This window comes from Thalassospira sp. SN3W, from assembly GCF_038070535.1.
Taxonomy (GTDB): domain Bacteria; phylum Pseudomonadota; class Alphaproteobacteria; order Rhodospirillales; family Thalassospiraceae; genus Thalassospira; species Thalassospira xiamenensis.
Map to the genome: position 1 here is coordinate 3,448,197 of NZ_CP121124.1, position 22,385 is coordinate 3,470,581.

Here is a 22,385-nt window from a genome sequence, read left to right on the forward strand (position 1 = left end):
GCTTCCTTTGAAAAAGATAGCGATCAGGACTACACTTTGAAAGGACAAGCTAACAATCGTGAACCCGGTCAGGGTCCAAAGCGCCATGAATGTCACGACCCCGCAAATAGGAACCGTCCCCGGACGCTACTGGCACCATCTTGAGGATGGCCGTATCCAGTGTGATGTCTGCCCGCGCTTTTGTAAGCTGAAGGACGGGCAGCGGGGGCTTTGCTTTGTCCGGGCGCGCGAGGGCGATCAGGTGGTTTTGACCACATGGGGCCGGTCATCGGGTTTTTGCATCGACCCGATCGAGAAAAAGCCGCTCAACCATTTCCTGCCCGGCACCCCGATCCTGTCATTTGGTACGGCGGGCTGCAATCTGACCTGCAAGTTCTGCCAGAATTACGAGATTTCCAAGGCGCGTGAAATGGACAGGCTGGGATCGCTCGCGACGCCTGAAATGATCGCCAGAACCGCAAAGGCCTATGGCTGCTCGGCAGTTGCCTTTACCTATAACGACCCGGTGATCTTTCTGGAATATGCGGTGGATGTGGCGCAGGCCTGCCGGGAGGCTGGCATTCGCACCGTCGCCGTCACGGCGGGATATATTGGCTATAAAGCCCGCGAGGAATTCTTTCGCCATATGGACGCGGCCAATGTGGACCTCAAGGGCTTTACCGAGGATTTTTATCACAAGCTCTGTTCCGCCCATCTGGCCGATGTTCTTGAAACCCTGAAATACCTTAAACATGAAACCGGGGTGTGGTTTGAGCTGACCAATCTGGTGATCCCCGGCGAGAATGACAGCGACGCCGAATTCGATGAAATGACGTCATGGGTGGCGGGCGAACTTGGCCCCGATGTGCCGATGCATTTCACCGCCTTTCATCCCGACTGGAAAATGATGGATCATCCGCGCACCCCGCCCGCGACCCTGATCCGGGCGCGCGATATCGCGATGAAAAACGGCATTCGGTATGCTTATGTCGGCAATGTTCATGACAAGGCCGGGTCAAGCACCTTTTGCCATCATTGCGGTCGCATCCTGATCGGGCGGGACTGGTATCAGTTATCGGACTGGAACCTTGATGCGCACGGGGCCTGCACCCATTGCGGCACCCATTGTGCGGGTGTGTTCCAACCGTGCCCCGGCACATGGGGGCCAAAGCGCCAACCGGTGCGTCTGGTCGCGCCAAGTGCGGGTTCGGCACCAGCATCCTGATGGCGTTTTTGCTTCCATTTCGGGCAAAGCAGGCTAAATTGCCGCCAGTTTAGTCTGGACCCAAAATCACCCATGAAAATCCGCAAAGCCAGCATTTCCGACGTCAGTGCCATTTTCGCCATCCGAAGCCGGGTGCGCGAAAATCATCTATCCGTCGATCAGCTTGCCGAACGCGGGATTACCAAGGCCGCCTTTGGCAAATGGCTTGCTGATGGCTATGGCATGTGGGTGGCCGATCTGGATGGCGCGGCGGCGGGCTTTGCCATTGCCATCCCGCGTGAGGCAACATTATGGGCGCTGTTCGTTGATCCCGATTTCGAAGGCCGCGGGGTGGGCAGAGCGCTTTTGCGCGTGGCCGAGGAATGGTTGTTTGCCCAAGGCTGCAGCGACATTTCGCTGACCACCGATGCCGATCCCAAAATCCGCGCGCATGGCTTTTACGAAAGCCACGGCTGGCATTGCACCGGCGATGCGGACAAGGGGCAGGTTGAGTACATCAAATCCAACCCGACCCTGTCGCTGTTTGATTTTGGTTAGGCGGCCTGACAGATGAAACGGCGATCTGACAGGCCATAAGATATGGCCTGATACGGAACCTTAACTGATGCCCGGCAAATACTGCACCGGCGGAACCTGCATGATGTAGTGATACTGATAGATATGTGTCGCATAGATCAGATTGCCAATTTGTGCGCCCGACTTATCCAGGGTTGCATCGTTTTCAGGGTTGGTGTCCGTGATCGGATTATCTGTTGTAAAGGGTGGCCATTTCTGCCATTGCGGATCTGTTTTTAGAATATAGGGTGCGTATGTCGCATCGTCCGTCCAGCTATAGAAACCCCATGCGTCCGAGAAATCAGTCTTTCCAAGAAGATCATGGGTGATATTGGCATAGTCGACACCTTCGGGCCATTTTTTGACCTTTTCAACCAGCCCATCTATTTCGTCGCCTACGGGGCCATGGATGACCCCGAAGATGCTGTCATATTTCTGAAGTCCTGTGCACGATATGATCGCGTCCATCATGTTCCAGCCATGCGGGACGACATCGTGGATATTCATGTGATCGTGGACGTGAGGATAGGTCTGCGCAAATTCCTTGATCCATGCCGCATTGCCCGGTGTCGCGCCTGCATAGGGATAAATTTCGACACCGGCCCAGCCACTGTCTATGTCGGGATAAAGATAGAACGCCAAAGCCGGTGACAATGCCCCGCCCAGACTATGGCCGGTAAAGACTAGTTTTTCGGTTGGTTTTTTCTTCTCTTTAAGGAAGTCAGACACACTTTGCCGGGTTTTCGGGTCTTTCATCTCCATAAGCAAATTGCTGATGCCCAATGCGGTTCCGCCTGAAACCTGCGGTTTGGTTTGATCTATCGGATCGTGCTTTTCGACGGTAAACGGAAATTTCGGGGGCCAAAGCGATGTTTTTTCGGCTGAAACATCGAAATCCTCCTCGGTCCAGTCGGAAATGTTTTTGGGATTTGTGCCCGCGATTGCGACCACATAGGTCGCAAGTTCATCGCTGTGGGCGACAAACATCGAATTGGTGGCATAACCGCCATGCGGTTTGGGAAGTTCTTTGTAAGGATGTTCGATATAGACGCTCGGGCCCCATACGACCTCCCAGTCACCACCAGCAAGAGTACTGTTCTGTTGGGGGAAATATCCAACCCATTCCGGACCTTTCCAGTCCTTGAACGGCCCGGTCGCAGAGGCTGCTTTCAAATCGCCACCGCAAAGCGCAATCTTCATGTATTTTGTCAGATCGTTCTGGTCGCCTGGCTCTTTTGCCTGAACCTGAATATCGGCTACCGCGTTTGCAGCCATGCACAAGCCAAAATAGGTTTGCCCTACGCTGTAAGTCATCGTCACCTCCCTCATCCGGACGCAATAGATTGAAAACTCAACGTGTATTGTCATACGTGGGCGAGAATTCTCGTGGCGTTCAACAGATCGGCATGCTGTCAGTATGGAGTAACGCTAGGCGAGAAATTTCCTCAAAAATATAACCTACAGGTTGACGTATCTACTATTCTCAAGGGTTGGGAAGCGTGATCATTATGTGATGCAAAGGTTGCAGTTTTCATGCACGGACAGATTATCTGACCGGAATGCCGCGCGTTTTCTTCTGGCTCGGCCCGATCAGGATCGGCGCATAGCCAATCAGAAACGCCAGCCACCCGACCAGCCAGCACAGGGTCGCCGCCGCCAGAACCGGAAGGTAAGCATCCGGGAACTGCCCGACCAGAAGCCGCAGCACGGTCGACATCCACACCAACCCGAATGCCGCATTCAAGGCCCAGCTTGCGCGCAATTCCCGCCCGGTATGGCCAAGGGCTGCCCGCCCGCCAATCGCAATGATCATGCAGGCCATCGCCCCGCCGGTAAGCCCGTGCAGGGCATCACGCGCCGCGATCACGTCCGGCCAGATATGGGCGATGCCAAACGCCGCCAATCCGGCAGGCACCCAGAAATAGGCGAAATGCAACATCGCCACCAACGGATCGCGCAGCGTCAGGTGCCCGCGCCAGCGTACCATGCGAAGCCCGTGCAAGGTGGCGGTGATCAGCAATGCCGCGCCAGAGATGGTGCCATCCGTATCCACCATCCCGATCACGATGGTGATGGCAAGGGCGGCAAGGCACACGCCGTCAAAACGCGTAAACATCACCGGCATCTTGGTATCCGGCCGTTCGCGTTGCAGCCAGTTGCGCGTAAAGGCCGGGATGATCCGCCCGCCAATCAGCGCGATCAGAAGCACGATCAGCAAAATTGCACTTTGATAAATCACCATCGCATCAAGCGCGATCAGGCCAAGTGCGCCTGCAATAAACATCCCGTCAAAGGCGGTAATCAGCCCCAGAATACCAAGGATTTTAAGGTTGCGATAATTCCGCCCCAGCACAAGCTCCCGCCCGGCAATCACGATAAGGGCGACGAAATAACCAAGCCCGCCGATGATGGTCAGGGCGGGCGGCAATGCCTCGCCAAAGCCAATCGCCAGCCGCGCGATGAGCCAGCACGCGGCAAGCACCATCAGCAATCCGCCCGCAACGCCGGGCCGCCCCGTCCAGTTGGCAATCGCGGTCAGCAGGAACCCGCCAATCGCCGCCCCGCCAAAGCCGAAAATCATTTCATGCCCGTGCCAAAGCGACGGCGTGCCAAGCGACGGCGTCGGTACGCCATGCGCCATCCCCGCCACCCACCAGACCACGGCCACCACCGCAATCAGCCCGGCAAACAGAAACATCGGGCGAAACGCGCCACTCCAGAATGGGTGCGGTGCGGGGGCGGGTTCGGATATCGAGATCGGCGTGGTTTTCGCATTCATCATGGCACCGTCAAACAAGCAGGGGACTAAGTTGGAACAGTTCCATCATAGGCCGCGATTGTGCGCCTGCCTTGACATTGAGCAATCGGCCAAAATCACCGTGGAAACACGTGGGTGGTCGTCATGGGCCTGTCATATCGGTAAAATCCCGCAGGTTTTTGAGCAATAAGCCTTTTCTTCGCCATTTAACGCGCTAGATTAGGGAAAGCATTCAAGCATCGGCGGGATTGCCGGTGCAGACACCACATATGCCCGAAACATGACAGGAGCCTTTTTCTCATGAAGATCACGTTCTCCGATCTCGCCATCCCGACCTCGGGCGCTGTGATCGCCTTTGCCACCGATGGCGGCGATCTGATGCCAAGTGCCGTGGCGCTGGACGAAGCAACCGGCGGCGCACTTGCCAAGGCGATCAAGGGATCGACCTTCAAGGGGAAAGCAGGGCAAAGCCTGCAGCTTCTGGCACCGGCCAATACCGATCTTTCGCGCATCATCGTGTTCGGGATTGGCAAGGAAGCCGAATTTGACGTGATCGCCGCCCAGAAACTTGGCGGCAATGTCACCGTGCGCGCCCTTTCGACCGGCGAGAAGGACGTGACCGTCCTGTTTGACATGGAAGGCATGGCCTGCGATTTTGCCACCGGTGCGATGCTGCGCGATTATCGTTTCGATAAATACCGCACCACCGAAACCAAGGAAGATAAACCGGTCCTGAAATCCATTGCGATTGCCGCGCGCGATCATAAGGACGCCAAAAAACAGTTCGACAATGCCAAAAAGGTCGTCGAAGGCGTGTTCTTCACCCGTGATCTGGTGTCTGAGCCTGCCAATGTACTGTATCCCGAAAGCTTCATGAAAGAAGTCAGCGCGCTTGAAAAGCTCGGTATCGAGATTGATGTGCTTGACGAAAAGGAAATGAAAAAGCTTGGCATGGGTGCGCTTCTGGGCGTGGCGCAGGGTTCGGCGCATAAGCCTTATATGGTTGTCATGCGCTGGAACGGCGGCAAGAAAAAAGACGCACCGGTTGCCTTCGTCGGCAAGGGTGTGACGTTTGATACCGGCGGTATTTCGATCAAACCGGCCGCTGGCATGGAAGACATGAAATTCGATATGGGCGGGGCTGGTGTGGTTTCCGGCCTGATGAAGGCACTGGCCGGGCGCAAGGCCAAGGCCAACGTGATCGGCGTCATCGGTCTTGTTGAAAACATGCCATCCAGCACGGCACAGCGTCCGGGCGATGTTGTGACCTCGATGTCGGGCCAGACCATCGAAGTCATCAATACCGACGCCGAAGGCCGCCTTGTCCTGTGTGATGCCCTGACCTATGTGCAGGAAAAATATGATCCGAAACTGATCGTCGATCTGGCGACGCTTACCGGCGCGATCATCATTGCCCTTGGCCATGAAAATGCCGGGCTGTTTTCCAACAATGATGAATTGTCCACCCAGATCACCAATGCCGGTCTTGCAGTCAATGAAACCGTCTGGCGTCTGCCGCTGTCGAAGGCCTATGACAGCCAGCTTAAATCCGACATCGCCGATATGAAAAACGTTGGCGGCCGTCCGGCCGGTTCCATCACGGCGGCCCAGTTCCTGCAACGCTTCATCACCAAGGATCGCCCGTGGGCGCATCTTGATATCGCTGCCATGGCCTGGGCGACGAAGGATAGCGAAGTCACGCCAAAGGGCGGCACTGGCTTTGGCGTGCGTCTGCTGGATCGCTTTGTGGCCGATAACTGTGAGTCCTGATTTCACGGCGGTTTGACCAGAAACTTGCGGGGCAGGGTGACGATCACCTTGCCCCGTTTTCATGTTCGCGATAGAAATCCACCATGGCTGACATCTGGTTCTATCATCTGACCGCGTCCCCGCTGGAACGTGCATTGCCGACCCTGCTGTCCAAGACATTGGAGCGGGAAAAACGTGCTGTCGTCATGACCGGGACGGAGGAACGGATCGAGGCGCTCAATACCCTGCTTTGGACTTATGACGCCGCAAGCTGGATGCCCCATGGATCGAAATCTGATGGTGATCCGGAAATGCAGCCGGTCTGGCTGACATCCGAGGATGAAAATCCCAACGGCGCACAGTTCCTGTTTCTGACCGACCGCGCGATTAGCGAGAAGATCGCCGATTATGAACGGGTCATCATGCTGTTTGACGACCGCGATCATGAGGCGGTGGCCGAGGCGCGCACCCGCTGGAAAGACTGGAAAGATGCCGGGCACAAGCTGTCTTACTGGCAGCAGACCCCGCAAGGGGCGTGGGAAAAGAAGGCCGAAAGCTGAGGGCTTCCGGCTTTTTGTTTGGTCTCCTGCTTCTGATCAGAACTGCTTGATCAGCAATATCCAGTTTTTACCGGGATTTTCCCAACCTTCCTTGATCATCGCGCGTTTGGCGCACTGGGTATAGCCATGCCGTTCATAAAGACGGATGGCACCGGGATTGCCGTCTGATGCGATGATGCTGATCGCCTGTTTTCCGGCATTGATCGCATTGCGTTCGGCCGCCCGGATCAGTTCTGATCCGACCCCGCGATTGCGAAACGGCGGAAACACCGCCAGCACATTGATGTACCAGCTTCCCGGTGCCAGGCTTTCAAGCTCAAGCAACGGCACAAACATCGCCGGTATTTCCGTCGGATCAATCGGATCAAACGTATCGGGCTGGGCATAATCAATCAGAGCACCCATCACCTGATGTTCGCCAAAGGCAAGCGTGGTATTGCGATAGGAAAATCCGCCTTCGTCGCGCCGGGCGCGTCGGCGCCCGACATCCCAGACGGTCTCGTCGCCTTCGATCATGTCCTGCCACAGATAAACCGGCAGGCCTTCGCCCGCGATATTGATCAGCTTGGCCATGACATCGGCATCATTAACGCTTGCGCGCAGTAAATCCATTGGCGGTGTCGGGCGGTCGGTGTTTGATTGTGCCAATGGCCGCGCGGCTGGTTTAAAGCTCATATTCATTGCTCGTGTCCCTTTTCTTTGTCTTTGCGATCATCCCGCCGCCACAAGACGTGGCAGGGCATGTTTGGCCATGGCATGGACATGGCGATGATCGGTCCCGCAACAGCCGCCAATCACCGCAAGGTTCGGCAGCAATTCGGCCAGATCGCAATAAAGCCGCCCCAGTTCGTCCGGGTTGCCGTCGTCAAGATGTTCGCAGGCATCAAGTTCCGCATGGCTTTGGCGCGATGCATTGGCCCGAACACCACAAATGCGGTTCTTCCAGGCGTTGTTGCCGTCAAGCTTGTCGCGGAAATGGTCAGGGTGGGCGCAATTGATCATGTAATAAACCGGATAGGCACCGGTTTGCGCATCAACCATTTCAATCACGTCGCCAATGCCGTCACCGCTTGGCAACTGGCCATCGGTTTCAACGGTAATGGAAATCACGCAGGGCAAATCGGCATCCTTGCAGGCCAAGGCGATGCCAATCGCTTCTTCAGGGTAATTCATCGTGATCGCCGATACCATATCGATCGGCGTACCGGCAAAGGTGCGCACCTGAACCGCGTGATAGTCGTGTGCCTGCTGGGTGGTCATGCGGTCGGTCGGGCTATACCCATCGCCGCGTGGTCCGATGCAGCCACTGATCAGGCACGGGGTTTCGGCGGTCTGATACCGGTCGCGCAGATCGGCCATCATCCGGACCGACTTGTGGTTCATGTCGGCAAGTTCGACCGCACTGTAACCCATGCGCAGGCCCCAGTCGCCATTGGCGCGCCATGTCGGGCTTTCCAGTACAAAACCGACCTTGGCGTTGCGCGCGATTTCAAGGTAGCGCGCGTAATAGTTGGCAACGCGATTGTAGCCGTCCTGTGTCTGCAAAAGATCAAAAGATGCGAAATAGGGGATATCAATCCCGTCATGGAAAATCAGGGTGGTTTCAAGCCCGCCGTCGGTAATGAATTTGGTTGGCGCGAAAGGGGGCAGATGGGAATGGCGTGCGGTCATGACTTCAAATTTCACATTTTGGGGTTTCAAAAATTCTACCCGGACGCTATTCAAACCAGCGAAAGAGCAGGGGCCGAAGTCTCGCCCCGGTTGGGTTTTGCTTCTAGTAAGCATGCGGTGCAGTTTTTGAAATTACTGAAAACCTTTTTAAAACAATGGAATATCGGAGCTGGTCGGCTTTCTGGCGCATTCGGGGTTATGCTGTGCGACGGAAAACTGTACCGCCGGTAGGGTAAAGTGATGAACCAGACGATTGATCAGGCCGCCGATGCGGCATCAGAGCAGGCCAAGGGCAAGGGTGAGCGCACCCGCGACCGTATCCTCGAAATTGCCGAAAACTCTGTGCTGAACAAGGGGTTTGGCGCAACCTCTATCGAGGAGCTCATCTGCGAGGCTGGCATCACCAAAAGCGGATTTTTCTATCACTTCAAGGATAAGAACGAACTGGCGCGCGCCCTTTTGCTGCGTCATATCGAACAGGATGAAAAGATTCTCGATCAGGTGTTTTTGCGCGGGCAGGAACTGGTTGATGATCCGCTGCAACAATTCCTGATCGGGCTTAAAATCCTTGCCGAACTGGTCGAAGATCTGCCGCAGGGTCACCCGGGATGCCTGATCGCGGTTTACTGTTATCAGGAACGGCTGTTTGACAATGAAGTCCGGCTTTTGAACCGGCAGGCGGTGCTGGGCTGGCGCACACGGTTCCGCGCCATTCTGGATCGGATCGTTGATGTTTATCCGCCCAACGAGCCGGTCGACCTTGATGAACTTGCCGACATGGTTTCAACCGTGGTGGAAGGTGGCATCGTGATGTCAAAGGCGCTTGGTCGCCCGCATATGCTTGCCAATCAGATCATGTTGCTACGCAGTTTCGTCAAATTGCTGTTTACCCGGCAACCGGTCTGATTTGATACGGGCTCAAGGCGTGCCGGTTTTGCCGCTACCACCAGTACCACCAGTGCTCATGACATCCTCAAACAGGATTTCCACCAGCGCCTTGGTGACGTCATTCTGGCTTAGTTTTCCGGCGGCCATTTCATTGATTGCCGGGAAACTGTCCGCCGACAGGGCAAACAGCTTTGTCTGGATTTCCGATGCGCGCACCGGCCAGTCCGGGTCAATTTGTGCCAGACCCAGCAACATTGCGCGTGCCATCTGATCGGCATCACCACTTTTGATCGCGTCCTGAACCTGCGGGATTTGTTTGGCCTCGGACACGGCAACGTCAAGCGTCGCCAGAAGATCGGCCAATGCCTTTGCCTGAATCTGAATATCCGTCACCGGGTAATTCTGTTCGATGTCGCGCAACGGGGCGACGGCGGCCGATGTGCCGTAGCTCGACAGATAGGCAATCGCTCCGCCCAACTGCCAGCTTTCCCACTTTTTCCACGAACCGGCTTTAAGGTCATCGATCATCGGCGTGGCGATGGTGCCGCCATATTGCCGGAAAATCTGGTCAATCGCCTGTGGGGCCGGGCGGCCTGTCACTCGGGTTGCTTCCTGCGTTGCAAGGGCGGCGATATCTTTCAGGGCCTGTTGATAGTCGCTTTGTGCCGTCATCGGAAAGCTCCCGTTTCATATGTCACGATATCACGCATCAACCGCTGTCCACCAGTTGGCATAGCGCACATTGCCAAACGCCGCCTGACCGTCATAGGGCGTGCGCAATTCGTTGGTGCCACAGTGAATTTCGCCAAGTGCAACGTGATAGTCATCCCAGTCATCAATGAAGTCGCAGGTGGGGCCATTGACAATGGCAGCGATTTTCTGGGTCAAATCACGTTCAAAAAGATCATATCCGTGATTGGGATTTGTATTGTCCTCGATCCACGGGCCGAAAGGCTTGGGAATCATCAGGCGGTCATTACCAACAAACATATTGGGCATGTCACCGGTCAAGGCACCGCACTGGAAGCCGCCCTGTTTGCCCGGATAGACGTTAAAGCCGTTATCCCGCCCGATTGTCCAGCCAGAAACCTTGTCGGCAAAGGTGAAATCACCGGGATTATAGCCTTCCGGGAAGAAGATGACCGGAACTTTGATGATATCGGTATCGACCAGATCGAATGCATTTTTCAGGAGTGTGACATTTCTGGCGATAACTGTTTCAACCCCGCCAATGTTCCAGTCGCGCAGTTGCTTGTATGTGTAATTGCTGTGATCGCGTGGATTGGTCAAGGGTGCCGGGCCGTTGCCCAGAAAGGCATTGATGGTCGCGCCAACATTGGTCCCGTTGATTTGCAGGCTGGTATAATCAAAACGATTATGAACACCATCCCATGCCGCACGATTAAGCACATTTGCGGCACCATGTGCACCTTGGGCGGCCGTCATCAGGCGGTATGCCTCTGCCGGGCTTGCCACCAGAAGCTTCCATTTTTTGAAGGCACTGGCCGGATTGTTGTCAGGTACAAAGGTCATCATTTCATCGACATGACCAACCAGTAGCCAGTCCGTATCCAGAATGATCGGTGTTTGCATGTTCTGGGCGGCCATGAAGTCGCGGCTGCTGGCATCGACCCTGTGATACCGGTTATGGCCGTAATAAATCCGGCCGTATCGATATGGTGTGACGATGCCATTCGCCGTTTTCTGAACCGGTGGGGTTACTGCGATATTTCCACCCGAATTGGCCGAGGCAATGGCATCTGCGCTTCCCGCTGCCGGATAGGAAATGCCGACATTTGCATTCAGCAATGTCTCATACACCCAGTTTTGCAGGGGCCGCCAGCGGTGGGCCTTCATGAAAACATCCTTGTTTTCAACACCTATTCCGTTACCGGGCCATGAACAGTGACCCGATACAATGGTGTCGCGCATCCAGCGGTCATCCCCGGCGGGAACGGTGCCCCCGCGATAGTTTGCCCATGCATTGCCGTTCAGATAAGGAACACCTGTTGGGGTTGCTGCGGCGGGATCGCCAACCGTGACCGGGATAACCGGATTGTCTGCACCGGCTGCCGCGCCAAGATCAACGCGAAACTGTGCATTGTTTGCGTTGGCGACATACATGCGGGCAACTGTTTGCAAATGGTGATTGCCGACCCACCGTGCTGCGACAACCCGGTCTGCATAAAGATAGCTTGGATTGCCTGCTCCTGTGACCTCGGGCTGGATCACATGCAAAACGATGCGGACTTGACCAGAGGTAAACCCGGTGCCGGCAAACCGGACGGCTTCAAGGGCAAAGAGTTTGGAAGCGGCGACATTGCCGGTTGTAATTACTGCGATGTCCGTCGTTTCGGGACCAATGATTTCGGTGCTGTTATTCAGAATACCATTGAATATCCGCAAATGTTGCCGGGCCGGGTTTTCACCCCCAGCCCCGATAACGCGCAGTTCCAAACCCCAACCGCCGGGTACAACAGGGGCACCTGCATTCGGGCCAAGTGCATTTCGCCGGATTTCAAGGCGGGAGGTGCCGGTCACCAGGTCATTGTTACCGTTTACCCGCTGATCCTGATTGTCGGCATAGCCGACAGCGGTGTTATTGCCATCGCGGTTGCAGTTAACCGGAATGATCGCACCAACACCCCCTACGCCATATGTGATGGCGGGTGGTGTCACCTGATTAAGGATACCGGCATCGTCCAGATTGCCGTCACGATTGCGATCCGTATGAAGCGTATACCAGACAACATCAAGATTTTTGGCATTGGTGGCATCACCATTCACGACAATACCCGGCTCGTCCACCGGGACGAACCCGGCTCCGCTAACCTTCAGCCGCCACGTACCATCCGCAATATCAAAAACATGCGAAACCGTGACATTTGGTGTCACAACCAGATCCTGTGTCTTTTGCGGATGGGCATCGCTGGTGAGCGAGATGCGTACCGAGTTGAACGGATAAACTCCGGCGGGGGCATTAAGCTGGACGGTGTAATTTGCCATGACGTCCTCAGCGGCTGGTAGGGGCGGGTGATCGGCTGTCATTCATCGCATCGGCCATCAGAAGCCGTGCCTGAAGCGCGTTGTTCAGAATGGCAATCCGGTCATCGATGGTGCCAAGGCCGACATCCTTCAGGATTGCACTGGCCCATGGCTGGCTGGTGATGTCCGGGCCACCTGCGAATTGTATGGTGGCGTAATCGGTAATCCCGTCCGGCGTTTTGACGCCAAGCCTGATCGCGGCATCCCCGGCGGCCTTGCTGGCAATCGCCAGGCTGTCGGCGTCATATCGGGCAACCGCATCGGGAATGGTGATCTGCAAATAACCGGGAAGCGATGCGATGACATCGTCAAGCGACGGCACCGGTGACGGGGTGGGGGATGGTGTTGGCGTCGGCGTGGGTTGCGGTTTGGGACCACAGGGCGAAGCTGGCAGGGCGGCAACGCTGCTGGCCTCTGCCGCCATCAGTTTCGCCACCTCGTCGGCAAAGCGTTTCTCGGCCTGAAGGCGGCTTGCAGCACTCGCATCGAATTTCTGTTTGCTCATGATGCTCAGCGTCTTGAGCCGTTCGGCATCCTGTGCGCCAAATGCCGCCAGAAGATTGCCGACCTGTGGGCCGGCATCGGCAATGCGTTGCGACAATGCCTTGGCGTCCTTGCCGCTACCTGCCGCAATCAGGGCATCGCCATCACGTGCAAGCTTCTGATCGTTGCTGATCTGCGCATTCAGGCTTTCAAGCTGCTTGGCGGTGCGAATGTCGATCCTGGTGCCGGTGATGGTCACACTGGTCGGGTATTGCGCCAGTGTTCGGGCAAGGTCGCTGATCCTGTCGGCATAGGCCATTTGTCCGGTCCCGCTTTGGTGAAGACGTCCAATGACGCCGGCAGGCGGGGTTTGTGATGGGCGGGATTAATACAAATATTTCATGTTGATCGTGCCCGTCTCATGCAAGCCATGCGTAAATTGCATGTTGATGGGGATTGATGAATGACGTCCGGTTCGCTATACATGTCATATCGAACGCGCCGATTTGCTCCTCAGCTTGCGGGCGCGCTAAAAATGCGGCTAAAGCGAGAGGGCGTGCACGCTCCGACATGTACGACCGCCTCGGTTTCGCCGCGGCGGTTTTTTTATGTTCGGAAAAGGTTGGGATCCATGATCAGGCTCTCGAACGTCCAGAAGACCTACCCTGCACGGCGCGGAAGCCCGGCGCATACTGCGCTGCACGGCATCGATCTTGATATCGCGGCCGGTGAAATCGTGGGGGTGATCGGTCGGTCCGGTGCGGGCAAGTCCACGCTTATTCGTTGCATCAACCTGCTTGAAGTCCCGACATCGGGCAGCGTGATTGTTGATGGCACCGATGTCACGCAACTGGCGAAACGCGATCTGCCGCTGTTTCGCCGTCAACTTGGCATGGTGTTCCAGCATTTCAATCTGCTGTCATCGCGCACGGTTTACGACAATATCGCCCTGCCGCTTGAACTGGCCGGGGCCAGCAAGGCCGATATTGCCGCGGCTGTTGATCCATTGCTGCCGCTGGTCGGGCTAGAAGACAAACGGGACCGTTATCCCGCCGAACTTTCCGGCGGCCAGAAACAGCGCGTTGGCATCGCACGCGCCCTTTCAAGCAATCCCAAGGTCGTTCTGTGTGACGAGGTCACATCGGCCCTTGACCCGGAAACTACCCGCCAGATCCTCAGCCTCCTGCGTGACATCAATAAACGCCTTGGCCTGACCATGGTGGTGATCACCCATGAAATGGCGGTGGTCAAACAGCTTTGCGACCGGGTGGCGGTCATGGATGGCGGCGTGATTGTCGAGGAAGGCAAGGTTGACGCGATTTTCGCCAATCCGACCCACGCCACGACGCAATCGCTTCTGGCCGATGAATTCCTTGATTACCCGGCGCGGGCGAATGCGGCTGCGACCGCGACCGTCGATACAACCACCGGGCAGGAGGCTTAATCATGTTTGCAACACTTGCACCGATCCTGCTTCAGGCAACGCTTGAAACCTTTGCGATGGTGATATCCGCCCTTGCACTTGGCACGGCGTTCGGTCTGCCGCTTGGCGTTTTGCTGGCGACGTCTGGCCGGGGTGAACTGTTCGAAGCCCCTCTGTTTCAGAAATCCATCGGGCCGATTGTCAATGCCACCCGATCCGTGCCCTTCATCATTCTGGCCGTCGCGATCATTCCGTTTACCCGCCTGATTGTCGGCACATCAATTGGTACGTCGGCTGCTATCGTGCCACTGACCGTTGCGGCCATTCCGTTCATTGCCCGCATCATCGAAGGTGCCATCCGCGAAGTCGATGGTGGCCTGGTCGAAGCCGCCCAGGCGATGGGCGCCCGCCCGTTTCAGGTGGTGACCAAGGTGCTGCTGCCCGAAGCATTGCCCGGCATCATTCACGGCCTGACCTTAACCGCGGTCACCCTGATCGGGTATTCGGCGATGGTTGGCGCGGTGGGTGCCGGTGGCCTTGGCGATCTTGGCATTCGCTATGGTTATCAGCGTTTCCGTCCCGATGTGATGGCGGCGGTTGTCATCACCCTGATCGTGGTGGTGCAGATGGTGCAAAGCCTTGGCGACTGGATGGCGCGCAAGGCGGACAAGCGCAATATCTGAACCCGTTTTCGTTTCTTTATCTTCTTTGAATTCCCGCAAAACACCACAGTAAACAAGGAGTTTTACCATGCGGTTTCTGCTTAAACTGACGGCTGCTGCCGTTCTGACCGCCGCCCTGACCGGGCAGGCACTGGCGAACGAGAAAATCAAGATCGGCGTTACCCCCGGTGCGCACGAAGAAGTCATGGAAGAAGTCGTCAAAGTGGCGGCGACCAAGGGCCTTGATATCGAAATCGTCAGCTTCTCGGACTATGTCATTCCCAACCAGGCGCTTGATGATGGCGACCTTCAGGCCAACAGCTTCCAGCACAAGCCCTATCTTGATAACCAGATCAAGGATCGCGGTTATGATCTTTCGGTGGTCGGCTATAACATCCTGACCCCGATGGGCATCTATTCCGACAAGATCAAGGATCTGAGCGAGCTTAAAGACGGTGCTGAAGTCGGGATTCCGAACGACCCGACCAATGGCGGTCGTGCGCTTCTGGTCCTTCAGTCCGAAGGCCTGATCAAGGTTGATCCGGCGGTTGGCCTTGTCGTCAGCCCGCTTGATGTCATCGAAAACCCGAAAAACATCAAATTTGTCGAACTTGATGCGGCACAGCTTCCGCGTTCGTTGGCTGATCTGGATGCCTCGGCGATCAACACCAACTACGCGCTTGAAGCCGGTCTGAACCCGATCAAGGATTCAATCGCGATTGAAGGCAATGACAGCCCGTACGCCAACGTGATTGTCACCCGCACCCAGGATAAAGACGCGCCTTGGGTCAAAACGCTGGTTGAATCCTATCACGATGATGCAATCCGTGAATTCATCGAAACCAAATATGAAGGCTCGGTCCTGCCGGTTTTCAAAATTTCTGAATAATCCCCGCGATTATCCATAAAAAATTGCGCCCGCGCTCGGATTAGAGCGCGGGCGCTTTTGTTATGTGCAGGCATATGCACGATTTAACGCGGTTCAACCATATCGCTGATCGTCTACGACACCCGGTTTCTGATCTTCTCAGACATAAAAACCGGTTTAGTCCTGATCTCCTTTTGGTGGCTCTGGCGGCGCATTTTCAGCGATTTCCCCGTTCTCATGATCGTTTTCGGGGCTGGGGCCGTTTTGGCGTGCCAAAAGGCGCTGATAGAACAGCCCGATACAGATCAGAACGACGCCAAGCCCGATAAAGGACAGCGCCCGCCAGATGCCTTCAAGGCCCGACATATCAAACAGGAACGCCTTGGCAACCGCCATAAAGACAAAGGCCGCCGATGCCATGCGGACATGCAGCGATCCACGCCACAACCCATAGGCCAAAAGCGCAATCCCAAAGCCCAGCCACGCCGCGGAATAGCTGTAAAGTTCCGGCGATGTCCAGGGCTGATACATGCCGATATAACCGCCGTGGAAGAAATGGCGGATTTCAAAGGTGATCCAGCAAAAGGCCAGCAGGATCGACAGAACCCCCGCCGTCCGGCGATAGCTTTCCGGTTTGCCCCCCGAAAGCCGGGTCGCCAGAAGGCCGGTCAGGATCGCAGGCAGCAGATAGGCCGAAAGCAGCAGGTTAAAGAACAGGCCATTGCCGACAAACTCGCCGCTCATCAACGGGTTGAGCAACAGCAGGTTCAGCATGCCGAGCATGAAGAACCCGGCAAAACCAAGCCCCAGAATGCACCGGGACATCACCGGGCTTGCCAGCGACCGGTCAAGCCGCTGCAAACCGATTGCCGCCGAAAGCGCCAGAAGGGATTGAAGGCTCCATTCCATCAGGGTATCGGGCACGGTATGGAAAATACCCTGATTGGTGGCGTGATGCAGGATCACCGCACCGGTCGCAAGGCTTGTGAAAATCGCAAGTCCTTCGAAAACAAGACGATGGCGCATATCACCCGATTGGCGAAGCATCCAGACGCAGGCCCAGAATGCCATCGCCGGACCGCCATAGCCCCACAGCAATGCATTGAAAACCGGTGTGGTGCCAAGCTGATCAGCGGGAACAATGGTCGGCTGCCAGAAGATCGTCACAAGAACCAGACCGGCAATGCCAATCGCCGTCTTGGCAAGCCCCGGCAGGGGCCAGCGCCCGCCAACCCAAACGGTCGCAACCGCAAGGGCGGCAAGCCCCAGCGGCAGCCAGCCATCCCCCAGCAGGATGAACATCGCGGTGGCAATCATGCCGATGGTGCCCACCGTATAGGTGGCAAGCGCCCCGTCCCGGCCATGTGCGGTGGCGGGCATTCTGCGGTCGATGATGCTTAAGGCACCAAGGAACCCTGCCGCTAGCGCAAGGGCAAAACCGCCAAAGAACATATCGACATCAAGAATATCACTACGCCAGAGCGCAATCAGGAACAGCCCGATCGGGCCCGACACCCCGGCAACCGCCATAAACAGGCGGGCGGTGGAAAATACCGCCCCGGCAAAGCCACCAAGACCAAGAATCAGGCCAAGCCCAAGCCCGATCAGAAGGAAGGATTGCGTATCGGGCAGGACGGAAAATTTATCAATCGCATCGGTGATGATTGGCTGATCATACAGCAGCGGATCGATGGAAAGACGGATATCCCAACCCAGATAGCCAATCAGTGCCAATACTGGCGCACCGAGTGCAACCGGCCCCAGAACCGGGAACAGGGCCGCCGTCGCCAGCAGCAGGGCCAGCATGATCATCAGGGTCGCGGTGCCGGTCGCATCAAACCCGCTGTGATGAAGCAGATAAATCACAAGCCAGCCATTCCCGGCGACCATAAGCGACGATTTCCAGTCGATGCGTTCGGGAATGCGGGCAGGATCGCGGGGGTAAATGCCAATGGCATAGGTCGCAATCGCGGCCAGCAGAATGGCAATATCATAAACCGCAAGCGACGCCCCCATATCGGACGGGGCGGCAAAGGCCAGAAGATGGCCCCAGACAAAACCCGCAATCGCGGTTGTCATGGCAAACCAGTGCCAGCCACGCAATCGCGCAATCCCATAGCTGCCCGCCGTGATGATCAAACCGTAAAAGGCCAGAACCCAGGGGGCGGGTTCACCCGACTGCACCATAAACGGCACGATGTAACTGGCCAGAAGCCCGGTTGATGCCACCAACGGACCCTGCAAAAGCGAAAGTGCGAGCGTGCCCAGCGCCACAAGCGCCATCAGGACAAAGGCCATCGGCGGGCCGATCATGCCATAAAGCATATGGGCCGAAAAAACCGTGGCAAAGGCGGTGGTCGTCCCCGCAAGGGTCAGAATGCCCGGAATATAACCGGCATTGTTGCCGGTCTTGGCCGCAAGCAGGGCGGGCTGACGGCGAAGATATTCGCCACTGCCAAACAGGGCCGCGGCAAACAGGGCCGCAAGCAGAATGCGCACCAGCGGGCTGAGCAAACCGGCCTCAATGGAATAATGCACAAGGAAAATGCCGCCAAACACCAGCGCGATGCCGCCAATCCACACCGCCCAGCGCGTGCCGATCTTTTCTTCAAAGCCGATGGCGCGTTTGGGGGCTGCTTGCGGCACGGTGCGTTGTGGTCTTGGCGCGACCGCCGCCGGTTTTGCTGGGTGGGCGGGTGTGTCGGTCCTGGCCGGTTTGGCCGGATCGACCGGATCGACCGGATCGGTTTTTGCCGTTTTATCCGGTGGCACCGCAGCAGGTGTGACCGAAGGAGCCGGAGGCACCGGCAGACCGGCTTTCAAAAGCCCGATCTGTTGTTCCAGCATTTGCAGTTTCTGTTTGAAACCGCGTATCCGGAAAAAAGCGATGATGCCCATGATCGCCCCGACCAATATGGTCAGGCTGAAGACACCTGTGAAAAACAGCTCCATGTAATCCTCTTTTTCGCATTGCTCGTGCGGGGGCGGATTTTTATCCGCGATTATTTCCGCCATCATAGCGCGAAAAAGCGAATTGTCTTGTCTTTACAGGAGTGTATAGGATTGCGCCGGGTTTGGCCGCGGCAGAGGGATATTTATGGGTATTGCCCCGCAACCCCGACAAGGGGGAGGCAATACCCGTAAAGCAAATGTCAGAGCAGCCTGATCAGTGACAGCAGGAATGCACGGGTTGGTATTCCTCGTACTGATCATGCAGCTTGACCCAGTCCATCACCCCGTCCTCGTTACGGCCAAAGGGCGTCATGTCAAGGAAGGCATGTGCCCCGATCAGGGCATCACCGGCGCGCGCATAACTGGAATAGGTGTGGAAAATCTCGCCGCTGTGGGGATCACGGACAAAGACGCTTTCGCCGTGAAGGTCTTCCATCTTGCCGGTATAGGGCGCGTAGTTATAGGTCGCCTTGCCGGCCTTGACGTCATCAGGGCGAAACGACGCATCGAAATCGTAATTGAAATCTGATCCCGCCGAAGAAAACCAGGGGAAGTTCCAGCCCATCCGTTTCTTGAAATCCTGAAATTCCGAAAGCGGGGCCCGCGAAACGACCGCGAGTGTCACGTCATGATGTTTGAGATGCAGGTTAGCACCGTCAAAGTGATCGGCCAGAAACGAACAACCGACACAGCCCTCTTTCCAGCCGGGGCCAAACATGAAGTGATAGACGATTAACTGATTGCGGCCATCAAACAGATCGGCGAGCGATTTTTCACCGTCCGGCGTGTCAAAGACATAATCCTTGTCCACCCGCACCCATGGCAGGGCACGGCGTTCCTCGCACAGGCGGTCATAGGCACGCATATGTTCCTTTTCCCTTGCAAGATGCGCCTTGCGGGCATCAAGCCATTCCGCACGAGAGACGATTTCGGGGCGTTTCATCATATTCTCCTTGTTGATCGGTTGGCGCGCTGATCAAAAGGCAATGCAAATACGTGTCGTCCGGGAAATGGGCGGGCAATTCAAGCAGGCATCAGGCACCGATCAGGGGGCAAGACCGTTTTACCGGCAATATGTCCGTCCAATCGGATCTGACTTACATTCCCTCACAGGCCTGTTTTTGCATCTCAGCGGCAGTGCCGGTTTTGTGATTGCAGTTGGCATAGGCAAAGTTGTCGGTACGACGTGACGCATCGGGTGTACCATGGTCCCAGAGATTGCGTTTAAGCGACCAGTCGACCTTTGCGGTGCCGCATTCGGTAGTCCATTCGGTGGTAAATTCGGGGGAATTTTCCGACCCATGGCGTTCTGCCACGACTTCGGCCCCGAACCAGTCAGCCAGACGGGCAATGCGTTTATTGTCGCTGGCCGTAACGCCCATGATCGACGCAAGATCAAGCTCGCGGAAACCAAAGGCGATCATCATCGTGCTGGCCTCGATGGCGGCGCGGTAACGCCCCCAATGGCTCGGTGACAGCTCGATCCCGAAAATCGCGCTATCCACCGGTAGGTCCTTGCCGCGCAGGCCGACACAGCCAAGCAGATCGCCCGACGATTTATCAAAAATCCCGACCTGAAAATTGCGCCGCGGCTGTTCTTCCTGCCATGCAAGGAACCGGTCAAACAGCGCATTGCTGCTGGCGCGCGTGCTGTCGTTATCAGCGGTACCGTAAAGGGCGCGATACCGTTCATCCATCTGATAGGCGACAAACGCCGCCCGATCCGAGGGCGTGAAATCGCGCAGGATGAAACGCTTGCTTTCAAGTCTTGGGGGGAGTTCCGGACTTCGCATTGTGATTACTCCACATTTCCGGTGGCGCAGGCCGCCTGTTTGATGGCCGGGTCGTAAGGGGTATCGCCATTTACCCCATCGGTCCCATCATCGTTATTTGTGTCACAATGCACATCGCGCAACGCGAACAGGGTGCCAATCGCCGATAAAACCATCAAAATTGTGCAGATAATCGAAATAACCTGTAAACCGTCCGTAAAGGCCGCGCGCGCCAGTGGCAAAATATCCGATGATATTGCCGCAGGCAGATCATGCAGCGCATTGACCGCCCCGCCAAGGGTGCTGCGGATGGCGTCTGCGGCCTCGTTCCCGATCCCGGTCGGTACGGCTTCGACCATGACATCGCGATAGATCGCGGTGCCGACACTGCCCAGAATGGCAATGCCAAGTGCCCCGCCAAGCTCCGCACTTGTTTCCGACATCGCGGCGGCCGATCCGGCCCGATCAGACGGGGCCGATGCCACCACCATATCCGTACAGATCATCGCAACCGGCGTAATGCCAAGCGAGAAGATCGTCGCACCAGCCACAAGGACATAAAGGCTGACGACGCTGCCCGGCCATGACAGCATGCCAAAGCCAGCCGCGGTCAGGATCAGGGCACCGGTCATCACCTGTCCCGGTTTGAACCGGCCCATAAGGACCGGCGCCCCCATCGAGCCGACAATACCGGCGACGGTTGCGGGCAACATCGAAAGCCCGGCCTGGATCGGGGTAAGGCCGATGACCAGTTGCAGGGCCTGGGACAGGAACAGGAAATAAGCCATCCCGGCAAAGATCACCGCGGTCTGAATGACGATGGGAAGTGCGATGGTCTTCTGTTTGAGCAGATCAAGATCCAGCAGCGGATCGGCAAGCTTGCGCTGACGGCGGATGAAAACCCATGCGCCAAGCAGGCCAAAGACAAGGGCAGAAAGGGCATCACTGTCAAAGCCATAGGCAGCAATGACCTTGACCCCATAAATGATTGCCAGTACCGAGCCAAGCGACAGCGCGGCACTGAACAGGTCCAGCCGGCCAAAGCTTTTGGCCTTGTGTTCGGGCAGCAGGATCGGAGCGACAATCAGCAAAAGCCCCATCACCGGCACATTGAGCAGGAAAACAGCGCCCCACCAGAAATAGCTGAGAACAAGCCCGCCCAGAAGCGGCCCGGCAGCCGTGCCGACCATAAAGGTCGTCATCCATGCGGCAATGGCAAAGGACCGTTCCTTGTCATTGTGAAACATCGATCGGATCAGCGACAGGGTAGAGGGCATAAGCGTCGCCCCGGCAATGCCCAGAACCCCACGGGCAAAAATCAGCATTTCGGGCGTATCGGAAAAGGCCGCCAGCACGGAGGCCGCGCCAAAGCAGCCACCGCCGATCATCAGCAATTTGCGCCGTCCGATCCGGTCACCCAGTGTCCCCATGGTGATCAGCGACCCGGCAATGAAAAAGCCATAGATATCGACAATCCACAGCAACTGGTCACTTGTCGGGTTCAGGCTTGCGGTCAGGGCCGGTACGGCAAGATGCAGAACCGTCATATCCATCGCGATCAGAAGGCACGGCAGGGTCAGCACCAGAAGGCCGATCCATTCGCGGCGGGTGGCCTTGTTGTCGGTCTGGGCGGTATCGTCGGTTGGTGACGCGACGGGGGTGTTCGGGGCGCTCATGTCTTGTGTTTCCAGTATTTCTTATGGTGGCGCAGGCCGCAATGGATTGGGGCATCGCGGAATTTATTCTGCGCTCGTTATTCGGGGCGATGTTGGGACCTTAACCGTGGTTGAGGTCA

General features: G+C 56.6%; 19 protein-coding genes. 8 read left to right on the plus strand and 11 right to left on the minus strand.

Translation table 11 applies throughout. The features are described 5' to 3' along the window. The first annotated feature begins 85 nt into the window (after positions 1–85). Both amrS and P8T57_RS15780 read left to right on the plus strand, forming a co-directional pair. Complete coding sequence (gene amrS, locus P8T57_RS15775) at positions 86–1,204, plus strand: AmmeMemoRadiSam system radical SAM enzyme (protein WP_341363626.1); 1,119 nt, start codon at positions 86–88, stop codon at positions 1,202–1,204. Between the two features lie 72 nt (positions 1,205–1,276). After that, positions 1,277–1,741 carry a GNAT family N-acetyltransferase gene (locus P8T57_RS15780; RefSeq protein WP_341363627.1) on the plus strand — a complete coding sequence of 155 codons (465 nt, stop codon included), beginning with the start codon at positions 1,277–1,279 and terminating at the stop codon, positions 1,739–1,741. A gap of 60 nt (positions 1,742–1,801) precedes the next feature. Here the strand turns inward: P8T57_RS15780 and P8T57_RS15785 are convergent, their stop codons facing one another. After that, positions 1,802–3,073: a hypothetical protein gene (locus P8T57_RS15785; RefSeq protein WP_341363628.1), complete on the minus strand. Its 1,272-nt coding sequence runs from the start codon at positions 3,071–3,073 to the stop codon at positions 1,802–1,804. A 232-nt stretch (positions 3,074–3,305) separates the two neighbouring features. Next, positions 3,306–4,541: an NnrS family protein gene (locus tag P8T57_RS15790; RefSeq protein WP_341363629.1), complete on the minus strand. Its 1,236-nt coding sequence runs from the start codon at positions 4,539–4,541 to the stop codon at positions 3,306–3,308. Positions 4,542–4,817: 276 nt separating this feature from the next. On the opposite strand from P8T57_RS15790, the gene P8T57_RS15795 reads away from it, so the two are divergent. Then, positions 4,818–6,287 carry a leucyl aminopeptidase gene (locus P8T57_RS15795; protein WP_341363630.1) on the plus strand — a complete coding sequence of 490 codons (1,470 nt, stop codon included), beginning with the start codon at positions 4,818–4,820 and terminating at the stop codon, positions 6,285–6,287. An 83-nt stretch (positions 6,288–6,370) separates the two neighbouring features. After that, positions 6,371–6,826, plus strand: coding sequence for a DNA polymerase III subunit chi (locus P8T57_RS15800; protein WP_063093781.1), 456 nt, complete (start codon positions 6,371–6,373; stop codon positions 6,824–6,826). A gap of 36 nt (positions 6,827–6,862) precedes the next feature. Here the strand turns inward: P8T57_RS15800 and P8T57_RS15805 are convergent, their stop codons facing one another. After that, positions 6,863–7,501: a GNAT family N-acetyltransferase gene (locus P8T57_RS15805; RefSeq protein ID WP_341363631.1), complete on the minus strand. Its 639-nt coding sequence runs from the start codon at positions 7,499–7,501 to the stop codon at positions 6,863–6,865. Positions 7,502–7,537: 36 nt separating this feature from the next. Then, on the minus strand, positions 7,538–8,497 hold the full coding sequence (locus P8T57_RS15810; protein ID WP_341363632.1) for a homocysteine S-methyltransferase family protein: 960 nt from the start codon (positions 8,495–8,497) through the stop codon (positions 7,538–7,540). 240 nt (positions 8,498–8,737) lie between these two features. On the opposite strand from P8T57_RS15810, the gene P8T57_RS15815 reads away from it, so the two are divergent. Next, on the plus strand, positions 8,738–9,403 hold the full coding sequence (locus tag P8T57_RS15815) for a TetR/AcrR family transcriptional regulator (protein WP_051682163.1): 666 nt from the start codon (positions 8,738–8,740) through the stop codon (positions 9,401–9,403). A 12-nt stretch (positions 9,404–9,415) separates the two neighbouring features. On the opposite strand, the gene P8T57_RS15820 is transcribed toward P8T57_RS15815, so the two are convergent. From P8T57_RS15820 to P8T57_RS15830, 3 genes are read right to left on the minus strand one after another with little or no spacing between them, the layout of a single operon-like run. Then, positions 9,416–10,057 carry a hypothetical protein gene (locus P8T57_RS15820; RefSeq protein ID WP_341363633.1) on the minus strand — a complete coding sequence of 214 codons (642 nt, stop codon included), beginning with the start codon at positions 10,055–10,057 and terminating at the stop codon, positions 9,416–9,418. A 30-nt stretch (positions 10,058–10,087) separates the two neighbouring features. Beyond that, positions 10,088–12,433: a protein-arginine deiminase family protein gene (locus tag P8T57_RS15825; RefSeq protein WP_341363634.1), complete on the minus strand. Its 2,346-nt coding sequence runs from the start codon at positions 12,431–12,433 to the stop codon at positions 10,088–10,090. Next, positions 12,399–13,232 carry a hypothetical protein gene (locus P8T57_RS15830; protein ID WP_341363635.1) on the minus strand — a complete coding sequence of 278 codons (834 nt, stop codon included), beginning with the start codon at positions 13,230–13,232 and terminating at the stop codon, positions 12,399–12,401. The genes P8T57_RS15825 and P8T57_RS15830 overlap by 35 nt, the downstream gene beginning before the upstream one ends. A gap of 312 nt (positions 13,233–13,544) precedes the next feature. On the opposite strand from P8T57_RS15830, the gene P8T57_RS15835 reads away from it, so the two are divergent. The 3 genes from P8T57_RS15835 to P8T57_RS15845 all read left to right on the plus strand — a co-directional run bounded on the left by P8T57_RS15835 (position 13,545) and on the right by P8T57_RS15845 (position 15,887). Beyond that, the gene (locus P8T57_RS15835; protein ID WP_063093791.1) at positions 13,545–14,357 is read left to right on the plus strand and encodes an ATP-binding cassette domain-containing protein; all 813 of its coding nucleotides are present in this window, start codon (positions 13,545–13,547) and stop codon (positions 14,355–14,357) included. A gap of 2 nt (positions 14,358–14,359) precedes the next feature. Beyond that, on the plus strand, positions 14,360–15,019 hold the full coding sequence (locus P8T57_RS15840) for a methionine ABC transporter permease (protein ID WP_007091436.1): 660 nt from the start codon (positions 14,360–14,362) through the stop codon (positions 15,017–15,019). 67 nt (positions 15,020–15,086) lie between these two features. Next, positions 15,087–15,887 carry a MetQ/NlpA family ABC transporter substrate-binding protein gene (locus tag P8T57_RS15845; protein WP_007091435.1) on the plus strand — a complete coding sequence of 267 codons (801 nt, stop codon included), beginning with the start codon at positions 15,087–15,089 and terminating at the stop codon, positions 15,885–15,887. A gap of 156 nt (positions 15,888–16,043) precedes the next feature. Here P8T57_RS15845 and P8T57_RS15850 read toward each other — a convergent pair whose 3' ends face one another. From P8T57_RS15850 to P8T57_RS15865, 4 genes are all read right to left on the minus strand, one after another. Further along, positions 16,044–18,818, minus strand: a complete 2,775-nt coding sequence (locus P8T57_RS15850; RefSeq protein WP_341363636.1) for a DUF2339 domain-containing protein — start codon at positions 18,816–18,818, stop codon at positions 16,044–16,046. Between the two features lie 214 nt (positions 18,819–19,032). Next, positions 19,033–19,764 (minus strand): thioredoxin family protein, encoded by a 732-nt coding sequence (locus P8T57_RS15855; protein ID WP_341363637.1) that lies wholly within the window; start codon positions 19,762–19,764, stop codon positions 19,033–19,035. Between the two features lie 151 nt (positions 19,765–19,915). Then, a complete protein-coding gene (locus tag P8T57_RS15860) occupies positions 19,916–20,611 on the minus strand; it encodes a GNAT family N-acetyltransferase (protein ID WP_341363638.1) in 696 nt (231 codons plus the stop codon). A gap of 5 nt (positions 20,612–20,616) precedes the next feature. Further along, positions 20,617–22,266, minus strand: coding sequence for an MFS transporter (locus P8T57_RS15865; protein WP_341363639.1), 1,650 nt, complete (start codon positions 22,264–22,266; stop codon positions 20,617–20,619). Positions 22,267–22,385: the final 119 nt, after the last annotated feature.